This is a genomic window from Streptomyces sp. NPDC059917, from assembly GCF_042730635.1.
GTDB lineage: Bacteria > Actinomycetota > Actinomycetes > Streptomycetales > Streptomycetaceae > Streptomyces.
This window is the reverse complement of record NZ_JBHWLC010000061.1, coordinates 1-25,651: the sequence shown is the minus strand read 5'-3', so window position 1 is coordinate 25,651 and position 25,651 is coordinate 1. Positions and strand designations below refer to the sequence as shown.

Genomic DNA, 25,651 nt, shown 5'->3' with positions numbered 1-25,651 from the left:
GGACCGAAGACCCCTAGTAGACGGAGTCCCGCTGGTCCGGGATCACGCTGGCGTCGCCGCGCAGCACCGGGCCGGGCGTTCCGTCGCGTCCGGTGAAGCCGGTGGTCGCGCAGGGGTAGGGCGCGGCCTTCTGCTTCTTCGGCTCGATGAACATCGGGTTGACGATCCAGCGGCCGTCGCCGTTGTCGTACGCCCGGCACATCAGCTCGTTCTTGTTGCGGTTCAGGACGAGGCGCAGCGCGGTCGCGTCGCGCAGGAACGAGACGTCGGTGTCGGAGTCGCCGGCCGCGAAGACCTGGCGGCGGCCGACGGGCTGCACCTTCTCGGCGGCGGCGCCGCGCACGCCGAAGACCACCTTGTTGATCCAGCAGCGCTTGCCGTCGACGTACGTGATCATCGTGTCGGCGCCGTCGCGCACCGAGCCGCAGCCCTGGAGGTGCGCGGTGTTGGCGCCGTCGTAGGTGGTGGTGTTGCGGATGCCGATGACGTGGTCGGCGGCCACGCCGACGCCCTTGGCCCACACCTCGACGACCGGCTGCGGCGAGGCGGAGCTGATCCAGACGTCGAACCCGGCCTTCTGCAGGCCGCCGATCAGGTCCTTCTGCTGGTCGTAGTAGCGCACCCAGCCGGTGGCGGTGGCGCTGCCGACCTGCTGGGTGGCGCCGATCGGTGCGGCGAGGTTCTCGGTGCGGGCGGCGGCGGCGAAGGAGCGGACCTCGCGGGCGGTGTAGCCCTGGGTCAGCTGGGGCAGCCAGGCGTAGGCGGGCTCGATGGTCCGGCGGTCCCACCCGGCGAAGGCGGCGGCGCCGGCCTTGGTCGCGGCGGTGCCGTAGACGGCGTTGATCTCGTCGGCGCAGCGCGTGCCCGCGGGGGTGCCGTTGCCGGTGGGCAGCGGGGCGCCGGGCCGGGCGAGGGCGCCGCAGGCCTGCGCGAGGGCCTTGGTGGCGGCCGGGGTGAGGTAGCGGCTGGTGGTGCTCCAGTCGCCGCGGGCGGGCTGGCGGATCTTGCCGTTGCGCAGCAGCCAGAACATGGTGGCGTCGCCGACGTCGTTCTTGACGACCGTGTTGTCCCAGTCGAAGACGGCCACGGGCTTGTCGTGGCCGGGGCGGTGGGTGGCGCAGCGGCCGTACTGGTCGATCAGCTGCTGGAGGCGGGCGCGGTTGTCGCCGTACCAGCCGGCGCCGACCTGCGGGGTGGTGCAGTGGGCGCCGGGCCGGGCCGCCTGGGCGGCGGGGGCGGCGGCCACGAGGGCGCCCGCGGCTATCGCGAGGGCGGCGCCGGCGGCCTGGAGCCGTCGGGCGGTGCTGGGTCGGGTCACTGGGGTGAACGCTCCTGATTCCTACGAAGATCGTCGCGGACGATAGAGCACGACAGCCGGGCGTCGTGCGACGCCCGGCTGTCGGGGTGGTGCCGTCCGGGTGAACGCTCGGGGCGGACCCGGGACGCGGCCCTACAGGGGGGTGACGTACGCGCCCGCGATGCCGCCGTCGACCAGGAAGTCGGTGGCGTTGATGAAGGAGGAGTCGTCGCTGGCGAGGAAGGCGACGGCGGCGGCGATCTCGGTGGGCTCGGCGAAGCGGCCGACCGGGATGTGCACGAGGCGGCGCGCGGCGCGCTCGGGGTCCTTGGCGAACAGCTCCTGCAGGAGCGGGGTGTTGACGGGTCCCGGGCACAGGGCGTTGACGCGGATGCCCTCGCGGGCGAACTGGACGCCCAGCTCGCGGGACATGGCCAGGACGCCGCCCTTGGAGGCGGTGTAGGAGATCTGGGAGGTGGCGGCGCCCATGATCGCGACGAAGGAGGCGGTGTTGATGATGGAGCCGCGGCCCTGGCGCTGCATGTAGGGCAGGGCGGCCTTGCAGCACAGGTAGACGGAGGTCAGGTTGACGTCCTGGACCCGCTTCCACGCCTCCAGGCCGGTGGTGAGGATCGAGTCGTCGTCCGGGGGCGAGATGCCCGCGTTGTTGAAGGCGATGTCGACGGAGCCGTAGGTGTCGAAGGCGGTCTTGAAGAGGGCCTCGACCTCCTCGGGGTTGGTGACGTCGACCTTCACGAAGGTGCCGCCGACCTCTTCGGCCGCGGCCTTGCCGGCCGTTTCGTCGATGTCGCCGCAGACGACGTTCGCGCCCTCGGAGGCGAGGCGGCGGGCGGTGGCGAGGCCGATGCCGCTGCCGGCTCCGGTGATGACGGCGGTGCGGCCGACCAGGCGGCGGCAGACGATCTCTTCGGTGTTCCGGTCGGTGTTCTGGGCGGTCATGTGGCTCAGGCCTCCGTGCTGATGAAGACGTTCTTGGTCTCGGTGAATGCGGTGAGGGCGTCGGGTCCGAGTTCGCGGCCGAGGCCGGACTGCTTGTACCCGCCGAAGGGGGTCCAGTAGCGGACGCTGCTGTGGGAGTTGACGGAGAGGTTGCCCGCGGCGACGGCGCGCGAGACGCGCAGGGCGCGGCCCACGTCGCGGGTCCAGAGCGAGCCGGAGAGCCCGTACTCGGTGGCGTTGGCGAGGCGGACGGCGTCCTCCTCGTCCTCGAAGGGCAGGACGACGGCGACCGGCCCGAAGACCTCCTCGGCGGCGACGGGGGCGGTGGGGTCGGCCCCGGTGACGAGGGTGGGCGGGTACCAGAAGCCGGGTCCTTCGGGGGCGGTGCCGCGGACCGCGGTGAGGTCGTCGGTGACGTAGGACCGTACGCGCTCCAGCTGGGCCCGCGAGATCAGCGGACCCATCTGGGTCTTCTCGTCGGCCGGGTCGCCGACGACCACGCCCTCGATCCCGGGGGTGATCAGGTCGAGGAAGCGGTCGTACACGGAGCGCTGGACCAGGATGCGGGTGCGGGCGCAGCAGTCCTGGCCGGTGTTGTCGAGGAAGGCCATGGGGGCGGCGGCCGCGGCGGCTTCGAGGTCGGCGTCGGCGAAGACGATGTTGGGGCTCTTGCCGCCGAGTTCGAGGGTGACCCGCTTCACCCGTTCGGCGCACTTGGCCATGATCTGCTTGCCGACGCCGGTGGAGCCGGTGAAGACGATCTTCGCGACTCCGGGGTGTTCCACGAGGGCGTTGCCCGCGACCGGTCCGCGACCGGGCAGCACCTGGAAGAGGTGCTCGGGCAGGCCCGCTTCCAGGGCGAGGGAGGCCAGCCGCAGCGCGGTGAGGGGGGTGGTCTCGGCGGGCTTGAGGATGACGGCGTTGCCCGCGGCGAGGGCGGGTGCCAGGCCCCAGGCGGCGATCGGCATGGGGAAGTTCCAGGGGGCGATCACGCCGATGACGCCGAGGGGTTCGAGGAAGGTGACGTCGAGGCCGCCGGCCACCGGGATCTGCCGGCCCGCGAGCCGTTCCACTCCCCCGGCGGCGAATTCGAGGAGGTCGCGCACGTTGCCCGCTTCCCAGCGGGCGTTGCCGATGGTGTGGCCGGCCTCGCGCACCTCCAGCCAGGCCAGTTCCTCGCGGTGCTCGTCGACCGCGGCGGCGAAGCGGCGCAGCAGCCGGGCGCGGTCGGCGGGTGCGGCGGCGGCCCAGCCGCGCTGGGCCGCGGCGGCCCGTACGACGGCGGCGTCGACGTCGTCCCGTGTGGCGGCCGGGACGGTGGCGACGACCTCCTCGGTGGCCGGGTTCAGTACGTCCAGCGCATCGGATGACACGTGGTGCCTCTCAGTCGTTCGCTCGGTGGGTGGTTCGCCCGGGCGGTGGCCGGCCCGGGTGGTGCGGTTACAGGCGCTCGAAGGAGCGGCGCAGCTCCCAGTCGGTCACGGCGGAGTCGTAGGCGTCGAGTTCGACCCGGGCCATGTTCCGGTAGTGGGCGACGACTTCGGGGCCGAAGGCGGCCTTGGCGATCTCGCTGTTCTCCCACAGCTCGGCGGCCTCGCGCAGGGTGGTGGGGACGTGCGCGTAGTCGCCGGTGTAGGCGTTGCCCGCGCAGGCCTCGGGCAGTTCCAGCCGGTTCTCGATGCCGTAGAGGCCGGCCGCGACCAGGCCCGCGACGGCCAGGTACTGGTTGACGTCGCCGCCCGGGAGGCGGTTCTCGAAGCGCATGGAGCGGCCGTGGCCGACCACGCGCAGGGCGCAGGTCCGGTTGTCCACGCCCCACGCGACGGCGGTCGGCGCGAAGGATCCCGGCCGGAAACGCTTGTACGAGTTGATGTTGGGGGCGTAGAGAAGGGAGAAGTCGCGCAGCGCGGCCAGCTGGCCGGCCAGGAAGTGACGCATCACCGGTGACATACCGCCGTGTGCGCCGCCCTCCTCGCCCGCTTCGCCCGCCATCACGTTGCGCCCGTCGGCGTCGTTGAGCGAGAGGTGGATGTGACAGGAGTTGCCCTCGCGCTCGTCGTACTTGGCCATGAAGGTGAGCGAGACGCCCTCCTGGGAGGCGATCTCCTTCGCCCCGGTCTTGTACACCGCGTGCTGGTCGCAGGTGACCACGGCCTCGTCGTAGCGGAAGGCGATCTCGTGCTGCCCGAGGTTGCACTCGCCCTTGGCCGACTCGACGACCAGGCCCGCGGCCTGCATCTCGTTGCGGATGCGGCGCAGCAGCGGCTCGATCCGGCCGGTGCCGAGGACGGAGTAGTCGATGTTGTACTGGTTGGCCGGGGTCAGGCCGCGGTAGTTGGCGTCCCAGGCCTGCTCGTAGGTGTCCTGGAAGACCATGAACTCCAGCTCGGTGCCCACCATCGCGGTGTACCCGAGCCCGGCGAGGCGCTCCAGCTGGCGCCGCAGGATCTGGCGGGGCGCGGCGACGACGGGCGAGCCGTCGTTCCAGGCGAGGTCCGCGAGGACCAGCGCGCTGCCCGGGTTCCAGGGGATGCGGCGCAGGGTGGACAGGTCCGGGTGCATGGCGAAGTCGCCGTAGCCCCGGTCCCAGGAGGACATCTCGTAGCCGTCGACCGTGTTCATGTCGGTGTCGACGGCGAGCAGGTAGTTGCAGCCCTCGGTGCCGTGGGACATGACCTCGTCGAGGAAGAACTGCGCGGCGAACCGCTTGCCCTGGAGTCGCCCCTGCATATCGGGGAAGGCCAGGACCACTGTGTCGATCTCGCCGTCGGCGACGAGGGAGCGGAGCTCCTCGGGCGCGAGCGGCGGCATGCGGTCTACCACGGGAATCTCTCCTTCGGTGAGCCGAGGAGGCCTAAGGTATTGAACAGAACCATTGCTTGGGAAGGGGAGGGGCCGATATGACGAACAAGGCGGCGGGCGGCGCGGGCGAAGGTGGCGCGATCGCGCGGCTGAATCCCGTACTGCGCCAGGTGCGGGCGGGCAACGGTTTCGAGGAGGCCCTGGAGCAGATCCTCCAGGTGGTCCGCCTCGGCCTGGTGCCGGGCGGCGAACGGTTGCCGCCGGAGCGCGAGTTGGCCGAGCGGATGGGGATCAGCCGGGTCACCCTGCGTGAGGTGCTGAAGGTCCTGCAGGACCAGGGGCTGGTGGAGGCGCGGCGCGGGCGGTACGGCGGCACCTTCGTGCTGCACCGCCGCGACACCCCCGTCGGCGGCACCGAGGAGGAGCTGCGCCGGCGCGTCGCGGGCGTGGACATCGAGGACGCGCTGCGCTTCCGCGAGGTGCTGGAGACCGGCGCGGCCGGGCTGTGCGCCGCGCAGGGGCTGGACGAGATACGGGCGGACCGGCTGCGCGGGGCGCTCGCCGCGACCCACGACGCCCCGCTCGCGGACTACCGGCGCCAGGACACCCTCTTCCACCTCACCCTGTGCGAACTGGCCGGCTCCGCCACCCTGACGGCCCAGTACGCGGCCGTCAGGGCCACCGTCAACGACCTGCTGGACTGCATCCCGCTGCTGGTCCGCAACCTGGAGCACTCGCAGCAGCAGCACACCGCCCTGGTGGAGTCGGTCCTGGAAGGGGACGCGGAGGCGGCGCGCGAGGTGATGCGGGAGCACTGCGCGGGGACGGCGGCGCTGCTGCGCGGGTTCCTGGCGTGAGCGGGGCCGGATCCGGGCCCGAGGAGGTTTTCGTAACCACCGTTTAACGCAGGGGTCTTGCGCCCGCCACTCCCGAACGGCAAAGGTACGCCCCACAACCATTGCCCTAGGCAGGAGCGCGCACATGGCCGACGACATCGAGGCCCGGCTGACGAAAGCCGTGCCCGGACCCACCCCGTCCGCCGAGGGCGGACCCGAGGGCGGACCCGACGCTCGATCCGCCGCTCGATCCGACGGCGGGAACGACTACCTGGAGCGCCGCACCCTGCGCCGCGGCAGCGCCGGCTGGCTGCTGCTGACCGGTCTCGGCGTCGCCTACGTCGTCTCCGGCGACTTCTCCGGATGGAACGCCGGTCTGGGCAAGGGCGGCTTCGGCGGCCTCGCCATCGCGACCGTGCTCATGGGCGCCATGTACGCCTGCCTGGTCTTCTCCCTCGCCGAGCTCTCCGCCATCCTGCCCACCGCGGGCGGCGGCTACGGCTTCGCCCGGCGGGCGCTGGGCCCCTGGGGCGGCTTCCTCACCGGCACGGCCATCCTCATCGAGTACATCCTGGCGCCGGCCGCGATCGTCATCTTCATCGGCAACTACGTCGCCTCGCTCGGCCTCTTCGGCCTCACCTCCAGCTGGCCGGTCTACCTCGGCTGCTTCGTGATCTTCATCGGCGTCCACCTCTGGGGCGTGGGCGAGGCGCTGCGCTTCAGCCTCGTCGTCACCGCCATCGCCGTCGCCGCCCTGCTGATCTTCGCCTTCGGCGCCCTCGGCGACTTCTCCGTCAGCCACCTGAACGACATCCCCGTCGACGCGAGCGCGGCGGGCTCCGGCTCCTGGCTGCCCTTCGGCGTGCTGGGCATCTGGGCGGCGTTCCCCTTCGGGATGTGGTTCTTCCTCGGCGTCGAGGGCGTGCCGCTCGCGGCGGAGGAGGCCAAGGACCCCGTGCGCTCCATGCCGAAGGCGCTCGCCATCTCCATGGGCGTCCTGACCCTCCTGGCCCTGATCACCTTCCTCCTCGCGACGGGCGCGCAGGGCGCGGACGCGATCAAGGACCCCGACGCCGCCCCGCTGATCGTGGCCCTGGAGGGGACGGGCGGCCCGACCACCCTGAGCCGGATCGTCAACTACGCGGGACTGGCAGGCCTGGTGGCCTCCTTCTTCTCCCTCATCTACGCCGGTTCGCGCCAGCTCTTCGCCCTCTCCCGCGCGGGCTACCTGCCCCGCTTCCTCTCCCTGACCAGCCGCCGCAAGGCGCCCTACCTCGGCCTGGTCATCCCCGGCGCGATCGGCTTCACGCTCGCCGCGGCCACCGGCGACGGGGTGCGGATGCTCAACATCGCCGTCTTCGGCGCGACCATCTCCTACGCCCTGATGGCCCTGTCGCACATCGTGCTGCGCCGCCGGGAGCCGAACCTGGAGCGGCCGTACCGCACTCCGGGCGGGATCATCACCTCGACGGTGGCCTTCGTACTCGCCCTGTCGGCCCTGGTCGCCACCTTCCTGGTGGACAAGGACGCCGCATTCATCGCACTCGCCGTGTACGCCGTCGCCCTCGCCTACTTCGCGTTCTACAGTCGGCACCACCTGGTGGCCTCGGCGCCCGAGGAGGAGTTCGCGGCTCTGGCGGCGGCCGAGGCGGAACTGACCCGGGACTGACACGCTCGTCCCGTCCACCACCACCGCCCGTCGTTCCACCCGCTGGAGGTATGCACCGTGCCCAGGCCGCTCATCGGCATCACCACCTATGTGGAGGCGTCCACCCGCTACGGCGCGTGGGACCTCCCGACCGCCCTCGTGCCCACCGGCTACTACGAGTTGGTCCAGGCGTCCGGCGGCAGCGCGGTGCTGCTCCCGCCGGACGATCCCGGGCAGGCGGCCGAGGTCCTGGGCCGCCTGGACGGCCTGGTCGTGGCGGGCGGCCCGGACGTGGACCCGGTCCACTACGGCGCCCCCCGCGACCCCCGTACGGGCGCCCCCGCGACCGTGCGCGACGCCTGGGAGCTGGCCCTGATCCGGGCCGCCCTGGACGCGGGCACCCCGCTGCTGGGGATCTGCCGGGGCATGCAGGCGCTGAACGTGGCCCTGGGCGGCACGCTGGTCCAGCACATCGACGGGCACGCGGGGGTGCCGGGGCCGGTGGAATGGCACCCGGTGCGGCCGGTCGCGGGGACGCGCTACGCGTCGCTCGTGCCGGAGGTGGCGGAGGTACCGACCTACCACCACCAGTGCGTGGACCGGCTCGGGCGCGGCCTGATCGCCTCGGCGCACGCGCTGGACGGGACGGTGGAGGCCATCGAACTCCCGGCGGCCGACGCCGCCTGGGCCCTGGGCGTCCAGTGGCACCCCGAACGCGACAAGGACACCCGCGTGATGTCGGCCCTCATCACCGCCGCCACCCGCATCCCGGCCACCCTCCCGTAACCACCCCACCCTCCGGGTGCGCCTCAAACGCCGGCGGGGCTGGTTTATCCACCCCCGCCGGCGATCGAGACGCGCGGCGGCAATCCAGTCACCGCCCGGGGCCGAGACACCCGGCGGCCAACCCAGCCACCGCCCGGGGGCCGAGACGACCGGCGGCAATCCAGCCCCGCCGGCGTTTGAGGCGCCGCCGGAGGCCGAGACCACCGGCGGACGCCGACCCGCCACGGCCTCCTCAGGACGGCGCGGACCGCGTCAGCGACAGCAGGTCCCGGGCCGGCCCGGCGGGCCGGGTCCCCGCCGGCCAGACGGCCCGCAGCATCCGCTCCAACGACTCCCCCGCCACCGCCACCGCGACCAACCGCCGCCCGGCCAACTCGTCCCGCACCGCCAGCTCCGACAGCACGCACGGCCCCGCCCCACTGATCGCCGCGGCCTTCACCGCCGTCGTCGAGGCGAGTTCCAGCAGCGGCTGCGCCAACCCCCCGCACCCGGCCAGCGCCGCGTCCAGCACCTGCCGCGTCCCCGACCCGCGCTCCCGCAGGATCAGCGGGGTCGTGGCCAGCTCGGCGGGGGTCACCTCCCCCGACCGCCGCCGCGCCCACGGATGCACCGGCGCCACCGCCACCACCAGCCGGTCCTGCGCGATGACCACCGAGTCCAGCCCGTCCGGCACGCCCGGCCCCTCCACGAAGCCGAGGTCCGCCTCCCGCGCCAGGACCCGCTCCGCCACCAGCGCCGAGTTGTCCGCCTGGAGGGACACCGCCGTCCCCGGCCGCTCCGCGCGCAGCGCGATCAGCCAGCCCGGCATCAGGTACTCCGCGATCGTCATGCTGGCCGCCACCCGCAGCCGCGAGTCCCGCGCGCCCCGCAGCGCCTGGGCCCCCGCGTCGAAGGCCTCGGCCGCCTCCACGATCCGCCGCGCCCAGTCGGTGACCAGCGCCCCCTGCGCGGTCAGCGTGGAGCCGCGCGGCGTACGGTCCACCAGCGCCACCCCCAGCCGGGCCTCCATGGCCCGGATCCGGCTGCTCGCCGCGGGCTGGGTGATCCCCACCTCCCGCGCGGCGCCGCCGAGGCTGCCGACCCGCGCCACCGCGATCAGCAGTTCGAGCGCGCCCAGGTCGGGCACCCGGTGCGAGAGCGGAACCGCGTGTGCGGCAGGTCCGACGCCAGCTTCAGTCATAAGGTCAGTTTATGGCCTCATAGGAAGGCGGGTTCTGCCGACCGCCCCTCCCCGGGCGCACGCTGGATCCATGGCCACCACCGCGCACCACAGCCCCTCCGCCCGCCGGGCCCACGAAGCCCTGGGCACCCGGCCCTCCGCGACCGCCGCCTCCCGGCGCCCGTTCCCGGTCCTGCGCCACCTCGGCCCGAACTGGTACGCCTCGATCATGGGCACGGCGATCATCGCCAACGCCGGTGCGACCCTCCCGTACCAGCTCCCCGGCCAGCGCGTGGCCTGCCAGGCCGTCTGGGCACTGTCGGCGGTCCTCCTGCTCGCTCTGCTGACCGCCCGCGCCGGACACTGGCTGCACCACCGCGACCAGGCCCGCGCCCACCTGCTCGACCCCACGGTGGCCCCCTTCTACGGCTGCCTCTCGATGGCCCTGCTGGCCGTCGGCGGCGGCACCCTCATCGTCGGCAAGGACCTCATCGGAGTCACCGCCGCCGTGGCCGTGGACACGGTGCTGTTCACCGCGGGCACCGTGATCGGTCTGCTCGCCGCCGCCGGGATCCCCTACCTGATGGTGGTCCGCCACAAGGTCGAGGCCGAGCACGCCACCCCCGTCTGGCTGCTCCCCGTCGTCGCCCCCATGGTCTCCGCCGCGCTGGGCCCCCTCCTGATCCCCCACCTGGCCGCCGGACAGGCCCGCGAGGCCATGCTGCTCGCCTGCTACGCCATGTTCGGGATCAGCCTGCTGGGCACCCTGCTGATGCTCCCCCTGGTCTTCGGCCGGCTGATCGTGAGCGGCCCCCTGCCCCTGGCCCTGACCCCCACCCTCTTCCTGGTCCTCGGCCCCCTCGGCCAGTCCACCACCGCCGTGAACTCGCTCGCGGACATGGCCCCCCAGTCGATAGCCGCGCCCTACGCCGGTGGGTTCGGGGCCTTCGCCGTGGTCTACGGGGTTCCCGTGATGGGCTTCGCCCTGCTGTGGCTGGCCCTGGCCGCCGCGATGCTGGTGCGGGCCGCCCGGCGCGGCATGGGGTTCGCGATGACCTGGTGGGCGCTGACCTTCCCCGTCGGCACCTGCGTCACCGGAGCCGCCGGACTCGCCCGCCACACCGGCCTCACCGCCTTCGCCTGGCTGGCCACCGCCCTGTTCGTGGCCCTCGTCGTCGCCTGGCTGGCAGCCGCCGCGAACACCCTGCGCGGCCTGTACACCGGCCGCCTCCTGGCCGCGCCCCGCTAGGATCCCGCCGCCCGCAGGGCCGCCGCCAGCACCGCCGGGGCCTCGGCCAGCGAGGGCCCGTACCAGGTCAGGTGGCGGCCGCTGACGAGGGCGGCGGGCAGGTCGGGAAAGGCCTCCGGCCCGTCCCCGGCCGTGAAGCGGTACGGCTCGTCCGGGAACACGACGAGATCGCAGCCCGCCGCGGCCAGCTCGGCCGCCGGGATCCTCGGGTACCGCTCGGCGTGGTCGGCGTAGACGTTGCGCACCCCCAGCCGGGCCAGCAGATCGCCCGCGAAGGTGTCCCGGCCCAGCACCATCCAGGGCCGCCGCCACACCGGGACGAAGGCGCTCAGGGCGCCCAGCGGCTCCACCCGCGCCCACGCGGCCGCGGCGTCGGCCAGCCAGCCGGGCCGGGCCGTCCCCAGGGCGTCGACGAACAGCCCCTCCAGCTCCCGCAGCGCCTGCGGCAGGTCGCGGATCTCGGTGACCAGCACCCGCAGCCCGGCCGCGCGCAGGGCGTCGAGGTCCGGGAGCCGGTTCTCCTCCTCGTTGGCGATGACCAGGTCCGGGCGCAGCTCCACGACGGCCCGCACGTCCGGGTTCTTCGTACCGCCGATCCGCACCGCGGCGCCGAGGTCCGCCGGGTGCGTGCACCAGTCGGTGACCCCCACCAGCAGCCCCGGCGCGCTCACCGCGACCGCCTCGGTCAAGGAGGGCACCAGGGAGACGACCCGCGGCCCCCGCACGCCGGTCAGTGCTCCGGCGAGGGGGGCTCGGAGGTGGCGTGGATGTGGTCCCCGACGGCGACGACGAGGAGCTTGGTCTCCTCGGTCATGGCCCGCCAGCGGTGCCGCACCCCACCGGAGAGGAACAGCGCGTCGCCGCACTCCAGCCGGTAGGCCCGCCCCTCGGCCTCGACCTGGCAGGACCCGGAGACCACGTACATGAGCTCGTCGTTGCGGTGCTGGTACTCGCGGCCCGCGTCCCGGTCCCCGGTGAACTCCAGGGCGTGCAGCTGGTGGTGCCCGCGCACCAGGGGGCGTACGCCCGGAGCCGGGTCGAGGCCCTGCTCGTCGGCGGCGCTGACCAGGTCGACCGTGCGCGCCGTGTCGGACGCGGCCAGCAGTTCGACGGCCGTGGTCTCCAGCGCGTCCGCGACCCGTTCGAGGGAGCGCATGCTGGGCCGGGCCCGTTCGTTCTCTATCTGGCTCAGGAACGGCACCGAGAGTCCGCTGCGCGCCGAGACGGCGGCGAGGGTGAGTCGCAGCGCGCGGCGCCGCTTGCGCACGGCCACTCCCACCCGGAGCGGTTCCTTGGTGTCTCTTTCCTTTTCCTTGTCGTCCATGGCGGGGCTGCCCTCCCCTTGTCCGTCGCACATAGGTGTGCTGTAAGCACCTTACGCAGCATCGGCCCCCCGCACCGCTCGCACGACCCGACCGTATCGGGGCCCCGGCGAATTCCGAGCCGTATTCCAGTGACGGATGGTGGCGTTCCGGTCCTGCCCGGTCGCTGTTGGTGACACAGGTGCGGGAGGGTGTCGGTGGGGTACGGCATCATCGTCAAGGTGACCCGACGCCTGATGCTCCTCGACACCGCTTCCCTGTACTACCGCGCCTACTTCGGGGTTCCGGACTCCGTCCGGGCACCGGACGGGACCCCCGTCAACGCCGTGCGCGGGCTCCTCGACTTCATCGGGCGCCTCGTCCAGGACCACCGGCCGGACGATCTGGTGGCCTGCATGGACGCGGACTGGCGGCCGCACTGGCGGGTGGAGCTGATTCCCTCGTACAAGGCCCACCGCGTCGCCGTGGAGACGGAGACCGGTCCCGACGAGGAGGAGACCCCGGACACCCTGGCCCCGCAGGTCCCGATCATCGAGGCCGCGCTCGACGCCTTCGGCATCGCCCGCGTGGGCGTCGAGGGCTACGAGGCGGACGACGTGATCGGTACCCTCACCGCCCGGGCCACCGGTCCGGTGGACATCGTCACCGGCGACCGGGACCTCTACCAGCTGGTGGACGACGCCAAGGAGCGCCGCGTCCTGTACCCCCTCAAGGGGGTCGGCACCCTCCAGGTGACGGACGAGGCCTGGCTGCGGGAGAAGTATGGGGTGGACGGTCCCGGCTACGCCGACTTGGCATTGTTGCGCGGCGATCCGAGCGACGGCCTGCCGGGAGTGCCCGGAGTGGGCGAGAAGACGGCCGCGAAACTGCTCGACGCCTACGGTGACCTGGCCGGAATCCTCGCGGCGGTCGGCGACCCGGGCTCGAAATTGACCCCGACGCAGCGCAAGCGGCTCGACGAGGCCCGTCCTTACCTCGCCGTGGCCCCCAAGGTGGTCCAAGTGGCCCGTGACGTGCCGCTTCCCCCGTTCGATCCGGCCCTGCCGGGCGCCCCGGCGCACCCCGACGTGCTCGACGCGCTCGGTCACCGGTGGGGCCTGGGAGGCGCTGTCGCGCGTCTCACCAGTGCACTTCGACTCTGAGGTGGTAACTTAGGTAATCCTAAGTTTTCAGGGGAAGCAGCACGGGACATCGGGGAGACGCCGTGGCAGAAGGACGTGCACGCAGGATCGCCACCGCCGAGGTGGTCCGGACCGAGCGACTGAGCGCCCACATGGTGCGCGTCATCCTCGGCGGAGAAGGCCTGGCCGCCAGGTTCACGGTCGGGGACTTCACCGACCACTACGTGAAGCTGCTCTTCGCCCCCGAGGGCGTCGCCTACGCCGAACCCTGGGACCTCGAGGACATCAGAGCCGTCCACCCCCGCGAGCACTGGCCCCGACAGCGCGCCTACACGGTGCGCGCCTGGGACCCGGCGCACTCGGAGCTGACCATCGACTTCGTCGTCCACGGCGACGAAGGACTTGCGGGCCCGTGGGCGGCGCGCGTCCGGCCCGGCGAAACGGTCCGCTTCCTGGGTCCCGGCGGCGCCTACGGCCCCGACCCGACGGCCGACTGGCACCTGCTGGCCGGTGACGAGAGCGCACTGCCCGCGATCGGCACCACCATGGAGCACATGCCGGTGGGTGCCGAGGTGATCGCCCTGGTGGAGGTCGGCGGCCCGGAGGACGAGCAGAAGATCGCCACCCCGGACGGCATCGTCCCGATCTGGATCCACCGCGGCGACCGCCCGGTGGGCGAGGCCCTGGTCGAGGCCGTCACCTCGCTGCAGTTCCCGCCGGGCCGGGTACAGGCGTTCGTCCACGGCGAGGCGGGCTTCGTGAAGGAGCTGCGCCGCCACCTGAAGATCGAGCGCGGCATCCCGGCCAAGCAGCTGTCGATCTCGGGCTACTGGCGCCTGGGCGAAACGGACGAGGGCTGGCGCGCGATCAAGCGCGACTGGAACGCCCAGGTGGAAGCCGAGCAGGACTAACCCGCGCAGGACCCGGCACAGGCCTGGGGCAGGCCCATTCCAGCCCCGCCGGCGTTTGAGGCGCCCCCGGAGGGCACGACGACCCGCACCCGGCGTCGAAGCAGCCCCCCGGGGCCCCGCCCGACGCCCGGCCCCGGCCCCGGCCCGGGGGGGCGCCCAGCGGTCCGCGGGGCGCGGACGGGCGGTCCCACAGCCCCCGCGGGACAATGGCCCCATGCGCAGCTCACGCACCCGCGCCCGAACCCTCGGCGCCGCAGGAGCCGCCCTGCTCCTGGCCACGACCCTCACCGCGACCGCCGCCACCGCGACGGCGGCCCCGGCCGCCACCGGCCCCCCGCAGCCGAAGCCCTCGCTCACCGACGCCCAGGTCGACAAGGCCGTGGCCGGCCTCGACGCGAGCATCACCGCCCTGATGCGCCGCACCGGCGTCCCCGGGGTCTCCGTCGCCGTGGTCCGCCACGACAAGGTCGTCTACCTCAAGGGATTCGGCGTCCGCAAGGCCGGCGATCCCGCGAAGGTCGACCCCGACACCGTCTTCCAGATCGCCTCGGTCTCCAAGCCGGTCTCCTCGACGGTCGTCGCGGGCGCCCTCGCCGACCCGGCCGACTGGGACCGGCACGTGGAGCTGCCCGGCTTCGCCCTCAAGGACCCCTGGGTCACCGACCACGTCACCACCGCCGACCTCTTCTCCCACCGCAGCGGCCTGCCCGACCACGCCGGAGACCTCCTCGAAGACCTCGGCTACGACCAGTCCTACGTCCTCGGCCACCTCCGCGAGGAGCCCCTGGACCCCTTCCGGGCGAGCTACGCGTACACCAACTTCGGCCTGACGGCCGCGGCCGAGGCCGTCGCCCGCGCCAAGGGCGTCAGCTGGGAGAAGCTCAGCCAGGACACCCTCTTCAAACCGGCCGGGATGACCCGCACCTCGACCACCTTCAAGGCCTTCCAGGACGCCCCGGACCGCGCCGTGACGCACGTCAAGAACGCCGACGGCAGCTGGAGCCCGCGCTACGTCCGCGATCCCGACGCACAGGCCGCCGCCGGCGGGGTGAGTTCCACCGCCCGCGACCTGGGCCGCTGGTTGCGGCTCCAGCTCTCCGGCGGCACCCTCGACGGACACCGGATCGTCCCGGCCGCCACCCTGGCCCGGACCCACCTGCCCGAGATCGTCTCCTCGCCGCCCGCCACCCCCACCGGGCGCGCCGGCTTCTACGGGCTGGGCTGGAACGTGTCCTACGACGACGCGGGCCGGCTGCGCCTGAGCCACTCCGGCGCCTTCGCCCTCGGCGCCAACACCAACGTCACGATGCTGCCCCTGGAACAGCTGGCCATCGTCGTCCTCACCAACGGCGCGCCCGTGGGCATGGCGGACGCCGCCGCCTTCGACTTCTTCGACACCGCCGAGCACGGCAAGCCCACCACCGACTGGCTGGAGCTCTTCTCCTCGGTCTACGCCCGCTCGGAGGAGGCCCCGCGCTCCCCCACCGACTACGCCCACCCGCCCGCGGGGGCGAAGCCCGCCCGCGAGGACGGCGCGTACACCGGCACCTACGAGAGCCCCTACTACGGCAAGCTCACCGTGAGCGCCGAGGCGGGCGCCCCGACCGGCCGGGGTCTGACGCTCTCGCTCGGCCCGAAGCCGCTGCGCTTCCCGCTGACCCACTACGACGGCGACACCTTCAGCTTCGAGACCGCGGGCGAGAACGCGGTCGGCCGCACCGGGGTCACCTTCGCCGACGGCACGGTCCGCGTCGAGTACCTGGACGCCGGGCCCGGACACCTGGGGACCTTCACCCGCGCCGGGTGACGCCGCCGGGCCGCATACGCTGGTCCCGATGAGAAGCAGAGCCCAGCCCCCCGCCCCGCTGCCCCAGCTCGACGGCATCGACCCCGTCCGGCTCCTGATGCACCGGGACACCCCGCACCCCACCATCGGCGCCTTCCTCGAAGCCCACTACGCGGGCACGGCGGGCGCCGAGCCGATGGCGCGGCTGCTGCGCGCGGGCCGGGTGTACGGCTCCGACGGGCGGGCCCGCCGCGCGGAGGACCCGTACGAGCGGGACGCCTTCCTGTGGTTCCACCGCGACCTGCCCGCGGAGCACCCGGCGCCCGCGGTGCCCCGCGTCCTGTACCGGGACGCGCACCTGCTCGTCGTGGACAAGCCGCACTTCCTGGCCACCACCCCGCGCGGCAGCCACGTCACGCAGACCGCGCTCGCCCTGCTGCGCCACCGCCTGGAGCTGCCCTCGCTCAGTCCGGCGCACCGGTTGGACCGGCTGACGGCGGGGCTGCTCATGTTCAGCATCCGGCCCGAGGACCGCGGGGCCTACCAACTCCTCTTCCAGGACCGGCGCGTGCACAAGGAGTACGAGGCCGTCGCGGCCCACGACCCCGCGCTCGACCTGCCCCGCACCGTGCGCGACCGGATCGAGAAGACCCGCGGGACGATGGCCGCGGTCCAGATCCCGGACGGCGTGCCCAATGCCGAGACCCGGGTCGAGCTCATCGGGCACCGCGCCGCCCTGGGGCGCTACCGGCTGACCCCGCACACCGGGCGCACCCACCAGCTCCGCGTCCACATGAACGGCCTCGGCGTCCCGATCCTCGGCGATCCGGTCTACCCGGAGGTCGGCGACCCGGCCCCCGACGACTACCGCCACCCGCTGCAACTCCTGGCCCGCGTACTGGCGTTCACCGACCCGGTCACCGGGCTCGCGCACCGCTTCGAGAGCGCCCGCACGCTGGGGGCCTGGGAGGACTACGAGGCCTGGGCGGCCGGGGTCCCGGAGGAACCGGGGGCCTGAGGGCTGAGCGGCACGCCCGCGATGCGCAGCGCCGCGTCCGCCGTGGCCCTCGCGAAGGACTCGACGGGTCGGCCCGGATCGGAGCGGTGGATGAGCATCACGCCTTCTATCAGACCGAAGACCAGGTCGTTGCGCAGGGCCAACCCCGCGCTGTCGCGCGCCAGTTCGGCGCCCGCGTCCGTACCGCGCAGCAACACCCGGTAGGCCTCGCGCAGTTCGGCGCGCATCTGGCGGAAGCGGGCGAACCGCTCACCGCAGCCGACCTCGGGCAGCAGGTAGAGGGCACCCAGGTTGTGCGGCCCCGCGCACAGGAGCAGGACGTCGGAGCGGCACAGCTCCCACAGCCTGTGTTCGGCGCTCAGGTCGGCGGCGGCGAGCAGCCGCCGGGCCAGGACCAGCGAGGGAGCCACGGTGGACTCCAGGAGTTCGGCGAGGAGTTCTTCCTTCCCACCGAAGTAGTGGTACATCGTCGCCTGGCGCATACCGGCCAGTTCGGCCACCGCCCGCGTGGTGGTGGCCGCGTACCCGCGGACCGTGAACAGCTCCGCCGCCGCGCCGAGGAGCTCCTCGCGCGGCGGCCGTCCACTGTCCGGTCTTCGCTGATCGGCACGCGGCCGACCGACCCGTCTCGCTTCCCCGCCCACTGCCCCACTCATGCGCAGATCGTCGCACAGAGCAGGGAGAAAGGATCATGGCAAGAGATCAGATCGAGCCATGCCCACTTTCGGAGGAAGCCCCAAAAGCGGCTAGCCGACCGAGCTGTAGGCCACTACACCCCGCAACAGGGCGTCCACGGCCTTGCGGGCATTTCGCGCCACCGTGCTGGTCCCGCCACCGGAGTTGGCCGGGGCGGCCGCCGCGACCTGGCCGAGCACGTCGATGACCTGCTTGCACCAGCGCACGAAGTCCCCGGCGGGCATCCCGGCCTCGCGCAGCACCTCGTCGAGGCTCTTGTCGGAGGCCCACTGGTAGGCCGCCCACGCGAAGCCGAGGTCCGGCTCGCGCTGGCCCACGCCCTCCGCCTGGTTGATCCGGTGCTCCTCCTCCAGCGCGTCGAGCCTGCCCCAGATCCGCACCATCTCCCCCAGCGCGACCGTCGCCGCACCCGGCGGCACCTTCGGCGCCACCGCGTCGTCGGACTGCCGCGCCTCGAACACCAACGCCGAGACGCACGCGGCCAGTTCGGCAGGGCTCAGGCCCTCCCAGATCCCGGCCCGCAGGCACTCCGAGGCCAGCAGGTCCAACTCGCCGTACAGCCGGGCCAGGCGCCGGCCGTGCGCGGTGACCTCGTCCTCGCGCAGGTAGTCCAGGTCCGTCAGCAGCGCGTGGATGCGGTCGAAGGTGCGCGCGATGGTGTTCGTCCGCCCCTCGATCCGGCGCTCCAACTGCTGGGTGTCCCGCTTGAGCCGGTGGTAGCGCTCCGCCCAGCGCGCGTGGTCCTCGCGCTCGTCGCACCCGTGGCACGGGTGCGCGCGCAGCGCGGCGCGCAGCCGGGCGATCTCCCGGTCGTCCGCCGCCTCGGCCCGGCCCCGCCGGGACCGCTCCGGCGCGATGTGCCCGGCCTTGACGCGCAGTTGGGAAGCGAGGTCGCGGCGCGACTGCGGGGAGCGCGCGTTGAACGACTTGGGGATCCGCATCCGCTCGATGGGCTCCACCGGCACCGGGAAGTCGATCGCGGCGAGCCGCTTGACCTGCCGCTCCGCCGTGAGCACCAGCGGGCGCGGGCCCTCGGTGTACTCCTGGCCGCGGTGCCCGTTGGAGCGCCCCGCGGGCACACCGGGGTCCAGGACCAGCGCGAGTCCGGCGAACTTGCCGGTCGGCACGTGGATGATGTCGCCGGGCTTGAGCTTCTCCAGGGAACCGGCCGCCTGGGCCCGTCGCTGGGCCGCGCCCTGCTTGGCCAGGTCCGTCTCGCGGTCCTTGAGGTCGCGGCGCAGCTGCGCGTACTCCTCGAAGTTCCCGAGGTGGCAGGTCATGCCCTCGGTGTAGCCCTCCAGGCCCTCTTCGTTGCGCTGCACCTGCTTGGAGATGCCGACGACCGAGCGGTCCGCCTGGAACTGCGCGAAGGAGGTCTCCAGCAGTTCGCGCGAGCGGTGCCGCCCGAACATCTGGACCAGGTTCACGGCCATGTTGTACGAGGGCTTGAAGCTGGAGCGCAGCGGATACGTACGGGTACCGGCCAGGCCCGCGAGGGCCGCCGGGTCCATCGCGCGCTGCCACAGCACCACCGCGTGGCCCTCGACGTCGATGCCGCGGCGCCCGGCCCGGCCGGTGAGCTGGGTGTACTCGCCGGGGGTGATGTCGGCGTGCTGCTCGCCGTTCCACTTGACCAGCTTCTCCAGGATCACCGTGCGCGCGGGCATGTTGATGCCCAGCGCCAGGGTCTCCGTGGCGAAGACGGCCTTGACCAGGCCGCGTACGAAGAGTTCCTCCACGACCTCCTTGAAGGTCGGCAGCATGCCGGCGTGGTGCGCGGCGATGCCCCGCTCCAGGCCTTCGAGCCACTCGTAGTAGCCGAGGACGTGCAGGTCCTCGGTCGGGATCGAGGCGGTGCGCTCCTCGACGATCTCCCGGACCCGGGCGCGCTTGGCGTCGTCGTTCAGGCGCAGCCCGGCGTACAGGCACTGCTGGACGGCGGCCTCGCAGCCGGCCCGGCTGAAGATGAAGGTGATGGCCGGGAGCAGGCCCTCGTTGTCGAGGCGCTCGATGACCTCGGGGCGGCCCGGCGTCCAGATCCGGTTGCGGGAGCGCCGCTCGCGCTCGCGGTCGGCCTCGCGGACCATCTTGCCGCGCCGGCGGTCCTTCGGGTTGTACGAGCGGGTGTTCTCCTCCCGCGCCATGCGCAGCAGGTCGGGATTGACCTCGCGGCGCGTGCTGCCGCGGCCGCCGTGGTCGCTCTCCTCCTCGAAGAGGTCGTGGATCCGGCGCCCGGCCATGACGTGCTGCCACAGCGGGACGGGCCGCTCCTCGGAGACGATCACCTCGGTGTCACCGCGGACGGTGTCCAGCCAGTCGCCGAACTCCTCCGCGTTGGACACGGTCGCCGACAGTGACACGAGGGTGACGGACTCGGGGAGGTGGATGATCACTTCCTCCCAGACGGCTCCGCGGAACCGGTCGGAAAGGTAGTGCACCTCGTCCATGACGACGTAGCCGAGACCGGTCAATGCGGGGGACTTCGCATACAGCATGTTGCGCAGTACCTCGGTGGTCATCACGACCACCGGCGCATCGGCGTTGACGCTGTTGTCACCGGTCAGCAGCCCCACCTTGGCCGCGCCGTAGCGCTTGGCGAGGTCGGCGTACTTCTGGTTGGACAGGGCCTTGATCGGCGTGGTGTAGAAGCACTTCTTGCCCTGGAGCAGCGCCAGGTGGACGGCGAACTCGCCGACGATGGTCTTGCCCGAGCCCGTGGGGGCGGCCACGAGCACGCCCTTTCCGGCCTCCAGGGCCTTGCACGCCTCGATCTGGAAGGGATCCAGATCGAACTCGTACATCTCCCGGAAGGGGTGCAGGGCCGTGGCTTCTTCGGCGGCGCGGCGGCGGAACGCGGCGTACGCGTCGGCGGGGGAAAGTTCCTCGGTCATCTTGTCGTCGAGCCTACCCGCCCCCTCTGACAACAAGCGCGATCTTTATGACAGGAGCCGCAGCGCAGCGGGCACGCACTCGGCGGTGACGGGCAGCGGCCCCACCGGCTCCCCGTCCGCGTAGGCGGTGAGCCCGACGGCCTCCAGGGTGACCTTCGCGGCCCGGTGCACGCTCACCTTCGGGTGGCCGGTGTGCGTCCCCTTGTAGACCTGCGGGAAGACCTTCAGCAGGGTGGCCCGGGAGCAGTCCCCGACCACCGTGACGTCGAAGAGCCCGTCGTCGGGTCGGGCGTCCGGGCAGATGCGCATCCCGCCGCCGTAGGAGGACCCGTTGCCGACGGCGACCAGCGTGGCCTCGGTCTCGATGACCGGACCGTCGTCCAGGGTGATCCGGTAGGGGAAGGGCCGGAAGGCGGCCAGCTCGGCGAGGATCGCCAGGTCGTACTTGAAGCGCCCCACCGGCCAGCGCATCCGGTTGCCCCGGTCGTTGACCCGCGAGTCGAAGCCGGAGCAGAGCACGGTCCCGTACCAGCCGCCGGCCACCCGCCCGAGGTCGATCTCGCGGAACCGGCCCTCCTTGAGGACCCGCGCCGCCAGCCGTCCCGCCGCCGCCGGGTCCCGCACGGGCAGCCCCAGCGCCCGCGCGAAGTCGTTGCCGGTGCCCACCGCGACCACGCCGAGCGGTGTCAGCGTGCCCGCCACGGCCTGCAGGGCCAGCGAGACCATCCCGTCCCCGCCGACCGCGATCACCGCCCCGGTGCCCTCGCGGACGGCCGCGCGCAGCCGGACCAGCGCATCGGCGGCGTCCGTGCCGACGACCGTCCGCACGGAGAAACCTGCCTCCCGGAGCGCGGAAGCGGCCGGCTGCGCGGCGTGCGCGCCCCGGCCGCGTCCCGCGGTGGGATTGACGAAGAGGGTGATCTCAGCACTCACCCAGCGGAATGTACCTGTCAGGTGGCGTCGTCGTAACCGTTGATCCGCTGGCGTCCGCCGTCGGCCTGGCCGGGCAGCGCCGTGGGCGGCGCGACCTCGTCGATCGAGCCGACCGGCGCCGGGGTGAGGTCCAGCGCGGACGCCTCGTCGTCGTCGAGGTCGGCGTCGGGGTTCTTGCGCTTGCGCCGGCGGTCGTTCATGAGGCAGATGCCGAGCGCGATGAAGTAGAGCGCGATGATCGGCGACGCGAGCGACATCATCGTGAGCGGGTCGCCGGTGGGCGTCGCGAACGCCGCGAAGATCGTGATGCCGAGGACCATGATCCGCCACCAGCTCGCCAGCCGCTTGGCGGTCAGCACCCCCGTGACGTTCAGGAGGATCAGCAGCAGCGGCAGCTCGAAGGCCAGGCCGAAGACGACGACCATGCGCGTGACCAGGTCGAGGTAGTCGTCGACGGGCAGCAGGTTGCGCGCGTTGTCGGGGGTGAACTCCAACAGGATCTGCGCGGTCTGCGGCAGGATCTTGTACGCGAGCACCGCGCCCGCGCCGAAGAGCGGGGCGCCGACGGCCACGAAGCCGATCGCGTACCGCTTCTCGTGGTTGTGCAGGCCCGGCGCGATGAAGGCCCAGAGCTGGTACAGCCAGACCGGGGCGGAGAGCACGATGCCCGCGGTGAGCGAGACCTTCAAGGCGATCGAGAACGGCGCGATGAGACCGTTCACGGTCATGTCGGCACAGGGCCGGCCGTTGCGCTGCGAGACCACCCCGTTGGTGCAGCCCACGGAATCCAGCATCGGCTTCAGCATGAAGTCGATCAGATTCTTGTAGTAGAAGGCCGCCACGATGGTGATCACGAGGATCGCCACGACCGCCTTCAGCAGGCGGTTTCTCAGCTCACGCAGGTGCTCGATGAGAGGCATCCGCCCTTCGGCGTCCTTCTCCCGCTTCTCCTGCTTTCGGGCAGACTTGAGCAACCCAGGTCCCTTGGCTCGTTGCAGATGACTGGCGCGACCGGTGGGGGTCAGGCCTGGGTGGAGCGGTTCGGCTCGCTGACCGGACGCGCGCTCGTGACGTCACCGGGCGCGGCCTGGATGGTGCGCGGGGCCGCCTGCGGAGCCTGGTCGGCGGGAGCGGCGGGCGCGGCGGCGGCCGCCGCGGCGTCCTCGGCCTCGCCGTCCTTCTTCATCGCCTTGGCCTCGCTCTTGAGGATGCGCGCGGACTTGCCCAGCGAGCGGGCCATGTCCGGGAGCTTCTTGGCGCCGAACAGCAGGAAGATCACGGCGATGATCAGGAGGATCTCAAGAGGCTTCAGATTGCCGATCATGTCTGACTTCCTTCTCACCGAAGCGGCTGGTCGTAAGGACGCGGTGGTCCGGGACAGGAATCCGGAAACCGCTCTGACAAGGATCGTAACCCCCAGGGGTTAACGCCCGGCAATCCCCCGGGGCCCCCGTGATTGCGCGCGTCTAGTGCGCCCCGCGGCCCGCACGGGCCAGATCGACGGTCACCCGCTCCAGTTCGCCCGACGCCTCCGCGATCCTGCGGCTCGCCTCGGCGACCTGTCCGGAGAGCCTGCGGACCTCGACGAACACCCGCACGGCGAGGACGGCCAGGACGGCGACCCCGAGGAAACCCAGGACAATTGCGAGCATCGGCCACAGCATGCGCCGAGCCTAGCGCCTGCCCCGCCCACCACGACGGGCAGGGCGCGGCGCCCGGCCGGAAACGACGCGCCGTCCAGCGAGCGTCGAGCGGAACCCCTGCGCCCGCACCGCCCGCTACAGGCTGCGCAGCGTGCTCACACCGCCACCGGTCAACAGCTCGATGATCCGCTCCCCGGCGTGCTTGCGCACCGCCGCCCCGCACTCCGGGCAGGTGAAGGAGTAGAAGGTGGTGCGGCGGCTGCCCCCGATGGCCAGCCGCAGCGCCCCCGCGGTCAGCTCGAAGCGGCCCCGGCACTCGGGGCAGGCGGCCTTGAAGCTGACCGCCTCCCCGTCGGGCCCGCCGGATGCCGCGGGCGCTGCGGTACCGGGCGTGGAGATGACTGACATCGTGCGGCGGTCCCCCTCGGTCGCGGTCCTCAGACCTCTTCTCCGTACCCGGCCAGTGCCTCGCGCGCCGCCCGGCGCGCACTGTCCGACAGCTCGGTCGGCGACACGATCCGACCGTCCCCGCCCAGCCGTAGTGCCAGCCGCCGCAGCGACGCCGGATCCGGGGTGCGCAAAGCGATCCGCAGCCCGCCGTCCGCCAGCTCCTCGGCGCTGTCGTGCGGGTAGTACTCGGCGACCCAGCGGCCACCGGGCCCCACCTCGATCACGACCTCCGGGTCCCCCGCAGCCGGCTGTACCAGCCCCACCGACAGGTCGCGCGGTTCGATCGCCGGCGGCTCGGCCCGCTCGTCCAGCAAGCGGATCTCCGCGACCCGGTCGAGCCGGAAGGTGCGCCGCGCCTCGGAGAGGTGGCACCACCCCTCCATGTAGGTGTGCCCCACCGCGAACAACCGGATCGGGTCCACCGTGCGCTCGGTCAGCTCGTCGCGGGCCGGCGAGTAGTACCGCAGCCACACCCGGCGGCGCTCGGCGATCGCCCGGTCGACGTCGGCGAAGACCCCGCCCTCCGACTCGAAGGTCACCGACAGCCGCGAGCTCGCCCCGGCCGCCTCGCCCGCCGCGGCCTCCAGCTTCGCCGTCGCCCGCAGCAGCGCCTCGCGGTCGCTCTCGCGCAGCCCCGGCAGCGTGGCGACCGCCCGCGCGGCCACCAGCAGGGCCGTGGCCTCGTCGGCGGCCAGCCGCAGCGGCTCGGCCGTGGACTCCCCCGACGCGTCGGGGTTGCGCCACCAGATGCGCTCGCCGTCGGTGTCGATGTCCAGCAGGTCCCCGCCGCGGAAGCTCGTCCCGCACATGGGCAGCACGTCGAGGTCCGAGATCAGCTCGTCCTCCGTGATCCCGAAGGCGCGCGCGACGTCCGCCACGTGCGCCCCGGGGCGCTCGCGCAAGTACGTCACCAGCGACAACATCCGTCGGGTCTGGTCAATGGCATTGGCAGCCATGCCGCTACGTGTTCCCCTCAGCCTTTGGCCACGGCGCGCAGCCGGTCCACCACGTCGGCCCGCAGGTCCGCGGGCTCCACCACCACCACGTCCGGCCCGAACTCCACCAGCCAGGCGTCCAGTCCGTGACCGTACGGGATCTCCAGCTCGTCCCAGCCGTCGGCGCCCTCGCGCACCGCCGTCGCCCGGGCCCGCAGCGGGTACCCCGCCCCCGCCCGCAGCCGGATCAGCGCCGAACGGTCCGCCGTGTCCCCGGCCCAGCTCGCCACCGTCTCGCGCACGGTCACCACGTCCGGCACCGCGGCCGTGTACTGCCCGGCCCGCGAGCGCACCTTGCCGGTGATCCGGGAGAGCCGGAACACCCGCTCCGCGCCGCGGTCCCGGTCGAAACCGGCCAGGTACCAGTGGCCCCGCCAGCACTCCAGCGCCCACGGCTCGACCTGCCGGGTCGCCGGGTGCGCCGCATTGGACTTGCGGTAGTCGAAGACCACCGGCCGCCGGTCCCGGCACGCCAGCATCAACGGCTCGAAGGCCGCCTCGTGGACCGGGATGCGCGGCTCGATCGCACTGTGCTGACCGTCGTACGGGTCCCCCGCCTCCGGCATGCCCCCGGCCCGCAGCTTCTGCAGGGCGCCACTGGCCGCACCCGCCAGCCGCGCCTGCTGCCACACCTTGGCCGCCACGCCCAGCGCGGCCGCCTCCTCGGCGTCCAGCGAGACCGCGGGCAGCCGGTTGCTGTCCCGGCGGGCCATGTAGCCGATGTCCCCGTCGAGGCTCTCGACGGTCTCGATGACCAGCCCCAGCTCGCGCAGGTCGTCCTTGTCCCGCTCGAACATCCGGTTGAAGGATTCGTCGTTGCCGGCTTCCAGATAGGCCTCGATGGACCCGCGCAACTCCCGCTTGCTGAGCGGGCGGCGCGTCCCCAACAGACACAGCGCCAGGTTCATCAACCGCTCCGCCTTGGCAATCGCCATCGACGCCCTTCCCCCGATCTCCCACGACACACTCGTGACCGTTGACCGTACCGTCCTGCGCCCCGTCGGCAAAAGCGAACGTACGCGTGAGGGGCCCCCCCCCGCCCCCGGGGGGCCCCCCGCGGCCGGTGGCCCCGCGCGGCCCCCCCATCGCCGGGGCGCCCCCCCGGCCCCCCGGGGCGCCCGCCCGCCCCGGCATCGCCTGCCAGGACG

24 protein-coding genes are annotated in these 25,651 nt (G+C 72.9%); 8 read left to right on the top strand and 16 right to left on the bottom strand.

From position 1 onward, the window contains the following. Positions 1–13: 13 nt before the first annotated feature. The 4 genes from ACFWAR_RS29100 to ACFWAR_RS29085 form a co-directional block, all read right to left on the bottom strand. Positions 14–1,318 (bottom strand): haloacid dehalogenase-like hydrolase, encoded by a 1,305-nt coding sequence (locus ACFWAR_RS29100; RefSeq protein WP_385783274.1) that lies wholly within the window; start codon positions 1,316–1,318, stop codon positions 14–16. A gap of 132 nt (positions 1,319–1,450) precedes the next feature. Further along, positions 1,451–2,257: a 3-oxoacyl-ACP reductase gene (locus ACFWAR_RS29095; RefSeq protein ID WP_385783271.1), complete on the bottom strand. Its 807-nt coding sequence runs from the start codon at positions 2,255–2,257 to the stop codon at positions 1,451–1,453. Between the two features lie 5 nt (positions 2,258–2,262). Continuing rightward, the gene (locus ACFWAR_RS29090) at positions 2,263–3,630 is read right to left on the bottom strand and encodes an aldehyde dehydrogenase family protein (RefSeq protein ID WP_385783269.1); all 1,368 of its coding nucleotides are present in this window, start codon (positions 3,628–3,630) and stop codon (positions 2,263–2,265) included. A gap of 67 nt (positions 3,631–3,697) precedes the next feature. Next, entirely contained in the window at positions 3,698–5,080 is a 1,383-nt protein-coding gene (locus ACFWAR_RS29085) for a glutamine synthetase family protein (RefSeq protein WP_354382660.1), read from the bottom strand. Positions 5,081–5,157: 77 nt separating this feature from the next. On the opposite strand from ACFWAR_RS29085, the gene ACFWAR_RS29080 reads away from it, so the two are divergent. From ACFWAR_RS29080 to ACFWAR_RS29070, 3 genes are all read left to right on the top strand, one after another. Then, positions 5,158–5,916, top strand: coding sequence for a FadR/GntR family transcriptional regulator (locus tag ACFWAR_RS29080; protein WP_385783265.1), 759 nt, complete (start codon positions 5,158–5,160; stop codon positions 5,914–5,916). 124 nt (positions 5,917–6,040) lie between these two features. Next, the gene (gene eat, locus ACFWAR_RS29075; RefSeq protein ID WP_385783262.1) at positions 6,041–7,564 is read left to right on the top strand and encodes an ethanolamine permease; all 1,524 of its coding nucleotides are present in this window, start codon (positions 6,041–6,043) and stop codon (positions 7,562–7,564) included. 57 nt (positions 7,565–7,621) lie between these two features. After that, positions 7,622–8,329 carry a gamma-glutamyl-gamma-aminobutyrate hydrolase family protein gene (locus tag ACFWAR_RS29070; protein WP_385783259.1) on the top strand — a complete coding sequence of 236 codons (708 nt, stop codon included), beginning with the start codon at positions 7,622–7,624 and terminating at the stop codon, positions 8,327–8,329. Between the two features lie 232 nt (positions 8,330–8,561). Here the strand turns inward: ACFWAR_RS29070 and ACFWAR_RS29065 are convergent, their stop codons facing one another. Beyond that, positions 8,562–9,509 carry a LysR family transcriptional regulator gene (locus tag ACFWAR_RS29065; RefSeq protein WP_385783256.1) on the bottom strand — a complete coding sequence of 316 codons (948 nt, stop codon included), beginning with the start codon at positions 9,507–9,509 and terminating at the stop codon, positions 8,562–8,564. A gap of 70 nt (positions 9,510–9,579) precedes the next feature. Between ACFWAR_RS29065 and ACFWAR_RS29060 the strand changes: the two genes are divergently transcribed. After that, the gene (locus ACFWAR_RS29060; RefSeq protein ID WP_385783253.1) at positions 9,580–10,737 is read left to right on the top strand and encodes a TDT family transporter; all 1,158 of its coding nucleotides are present in this window, start codon (positions 9,580–9,582) and stop codon (positions 10,735–10,737) included. On the opposite strand, the gene ACFWAR_RS29055 is transcribed toward ACFWAR_RS29060, so the two are convergent. Further along, entirely contained in the window at positions 10,734–11,462 is a 729-nt protein-coding gene (locus ACFWAR_RS29055) for a helical backbone metal receptor (RefSeq protein WP_385783250.1), read from the bottom strand. The genes ACFWAR_RS29060 and ACFWAR_RS29055 overlap by 4 nt on opposite strands. A 5-nt stretch (positions 11,463–11,467) precedes the next feature. Further along, positions 11,468–12,061 (bottom strand): helix-turn-helix domain-containing protein, encoded by a 594-nt coding sequence (locus ACFWAR_RS29050; RefSeq protein WP_385783247.1) that lies wholly within the window; start codon positions 12,059–12,061, stop codon positions 11,468–11,470. Between the two features lie 234 nt (positions 12,062–12,295). Here ACFWAR_RS29050 and ACFWAR_RS29045 point away from each other — a divergent pair, with 234 nt between their 5' ends. The 4 genes from ACFWAR_RS29045 (at position 12,296) to ACFWAR_RS29030 (ending at position 16,895) form a co-directional block, all read left to right on the top strand. Next, positions 12,296–13,201 carry a 5'-3' exonuclease H3TH domain-containing protein gene (locus ACFWAR_RS29045; protein WP_385783333.1) on the top strand — a complete coding sequence of 302 codons (906 nt, stop codon included), beginning with the start codon at positions 12,296–12,298 and terminating at the stop codon, positions 13,199–13,201. Positions 13,202–13,263: 62 nt separating this feature from the next. Further along, the gene (locus tag ACFWAR_RS29040) at positions 13,264–14,091 is read left to right on the top strand and encodes a siderophore-interacting protein (protein ID WP_385783244.1); all 828 of its coding nucleotides are present in this window, start codon (positions 13,264–13,266) and stop codon (positions 14,089–14,091) included. Between the two features lie 214 nt (positions 14,092–14,305). Next, positions 14,306–15,898 carry a serine hydrolase gene (locus ACFWAR_RS29035; RefSeq protein ID WP_385783241.1) on the top strand — a complete coding sequence of 531 codons (1,593 nt, stop codon included), beginning with the start codon at positions 14,306–14,308 and terminating at the stop codon, positions 15,896–15,898. A 28-nt stretch (positions 15,899–15,926) separates the two neighbouring features. Next, positions 15,927–16,895, top strand: coding sequence for a pseudouridine synthase (locus ACFWAR_RS29030; RefSeq protein WP_385783238.1), 969 nt, complete (start codon positions 15,927–15,929; stop codon positions 16,893–16,895). Here ACFWAR_RS29030 and ACFWAR_RS29025 read toward each other — a convergent pair. The 9 genes from ACFWAR_RS29025 to ACFWAR_RS28985 form a co-directional block, all read right to left on the bottom strand. Next, complete coding sequence (locus ACFWAR_RS29025; RefSeq protein WP_385783235.1) at positions 16,850–17,551, bottom strand: helix-turn-helix domain-containing protein; 702 nt, start codon at positions 17,549–17,551, stop codon at positions 16,850–16,852. The genes ACFWAR_RS29030 and ACFWAR_RS29025 overlap by 46 nt on opposite strands. A gap of 90 nt (positions 17,552–17,641) precedes the next feature. After that, positions 17,642–20,482 (bottom strand): DEAD/DEAH box helicase, encoded by a 2,841-nt coding sequence (locus ACFWAR_RS29020; protein WP_385783232.1) that lies wholly within the window; start codon positions 20,480–20,482, stop codon positions 17,642–17,644. A 45-nt stretch (positions 20,483–20,527) separates the two neighbouring features. Then, complete coding sequence (locus ACFWAR_RS29015; protein WP_385783229.1) at positions 20,528–21,415, bottom strand: diacylglycerol kinase; 888 nt, start codon at positions 21,413–21,415, stop codon at positions 20,528–20,530. A gap of 17 nt (positions 21,416–21,432) precedes the next feature. Beyond that, positions 21,433–22,389: a twin-arginine translocase subunit TatC gene (gene tatC, locus ACFWAR_RS29010; RefSeq protein ID WP_385783226.1), complete on the bottom strand. Its 957-nt coding sequence runs from the start codon at positions 22,387–22,389 to the stop codon at positions 21,433–21,435. A gap of 47 nt (positions 22,390–22,436) precedes the next feature. Then, on the bottom strand, positions 22,437–22,739 hold the full coding sequence (gene tatA, locus ACFWAR_RS29005) for a Sec-independent protein translocase subunit TatA (protein ID WP_385783223.1): 303 nt from the start codon (positions 22,737–22,739) through the stop codon (positions 22,437–22,439). A 142-nt stretch (positions 22,740–22,881) separates the two neighbouring features. After that, positions 22,882–23,079 (bottom strand): hypothetical protein, encoded by a 198-nt coding sequence (locus tag ACFWAR_RS29000; protein ID WP_385783220.1) that lies wholly within the window; start codon positions 23,077–23,079, stop codon positions 22,882–22,884. 114 nt (positions 23,080–23,193) lie between these two features. Continuing rightward, positions 23,194–23,466, bottom strand: coding sequence for a hypothetical protein (locus ACFWAR_RS28995; protein ID WP_385783218.1), 273 nt, complete (start codon positions 23,464–23,466; stop codon positions 23,194–23,196). 29 nt (positions 23,467–23,495) lie between these two features. Next, complete coding sequence (locus ACFWAR_RS28990) at positions 23,496–24,464, bottom strand: helix-turn-helix transcriptional regulator (protein ID WP_385783215.1); 969 nt, start codon at positions 24,462–24,464, stop codon at positions 23,496–23,498. 17 nt (positions 24,465–24,481) lie between these two features. After that, positions 24,482–25,438, bottom strand: a complete 957-nt coding sequence (locus tag ACFWAR_RS28985) for a helix-turn-helix transcriptional regulator (RefSeq protein WP_385783213.1) — start codon at positions 25,436–25,438, stop codon at positions 24,482–24,484. Between the last annotated feature and the right edge of the window lie 213 nt (positions 25,439–25,651).

Excerpts from the sequence above, each read along its gene's own strand:
- ACFWAR_RS29050 (WP_385783247.1), bottom strand. The coding sequence starts at position 12,061 with ATGGACGACAAGGAAAAGGAAAGAGACACCAAGGAACCGCTCCGGGTG.
- ACFWAR_RS29060 (WP_385783253.1), top strand. The coding sequence starts at position 9,580 with ATGGCCACCACCGCGCACCACAGCCCCTCCGCCCGCCGGGCCCACGAA.
- ACFWAR_RS28995 (WP_385783218.1), bottom strand. The coding sequence starts at position 23,466 with ATGTCAGTCATCTCCACGCCCGGTACCGCAGCGCCCGCGGCATCCGGC.
- ACFWAR_RS29095 (WP_385783271.1), bottom strand. The coding sequence starts at position 2,257 with ATGACCGCCCAGAACACCGACCGGAACACCGAAGAGATCGTCTGCCGC.
- ACFWAR_RS28990 (WP_385783215.1), bottom strand. The coding sequence starts at position 24,464 with ATGGCTGCCAATGCCATTGACCAGACCCGACGGATGTTGTCGCTGGTG.
- ACFWAR_RS29065 (WP_385783256.1), bottom strand. The coding sequence starts at position 9,509 with ATGACTGAAGCTGGCGTCGGACCTGCCGCACACGCGGTTCCGCTCTCG.
- ACFWAR_RS28985 (WP_385783213.1), bottom strand. The coding sequence starts at position 25,438 with ATGGCGATTGCCAAGGCGGAGCGGTTGATGAACCTGGCGCTGTGTCTG.
- ACFWAR_RS29080 (WP_385783265.1), top strand. The coding sequence starts at position 5,158 with ATGACGAACAAGGCGGCGGGCGGCGCGGGCGAAGGTGGCGCGATCGCG.
- ACFWAR_RS29000 (WP_385783220.1), bottom strand. The coding sequence starts at position 23,079 with ATGCTGTGGCCGATGCTCGCAATTGTCCTGGGTTTCCTCGGGGTCGCC.
- ACFWAR_RS29030 (WP_385783238.1), top strand. The coding sequence starts at position 15,927 with ATGAGAAGCAGAGCCCAGCCCCCCGCCCCGCTGCCCCAGCTCGACGGC.
- eat (WP_385783262.1), top strand. The coding sequence starts at position 6,041 with ATGGCCGACGACATCGAGGCCCGGCTGACGAAAGCCGTGCCCGGACCC.
- ACFWAR_RS29025 (WP_385783235.1), bottom strand. The coding sequence starts at position 17,551 with ATGAGTGGGGCAGTGGGCGGGGAAGCGAGACGGGTCGGTCGGCCGCGT.
- tatA (WP_385783223.1), bottom strand. The coding sequence starts at position 22,739 with ATGATCGGCAATCTGAAGCCTCTTGAGATCCTCCTGATCATCGCCGTG.
- ACFWAR_RS29045 (WP_385783333.1), top strand. The coding sequence starts at position 12,296 with ATGCTCCTCGACACCGCTTCCCTGTACTACCGCGCCTACTTCGGGGTT.
- ACFWAR_RS29035 (WP_385783241.1), top strand. The coding sequence starts at position 14,306 with ATGCGCAGCTCACGCACCCGCGCCCGAACCCTCGGCGCCGCAGGAGCC.
- ACFWAR_RS29020 (WP_385783232.1), bottom strand. The coding sequence starts at position 20,482 with ATGACCGAGGAACTTTCCCCCGCCGACGCGTACGCCGCGTTCCGCCGC.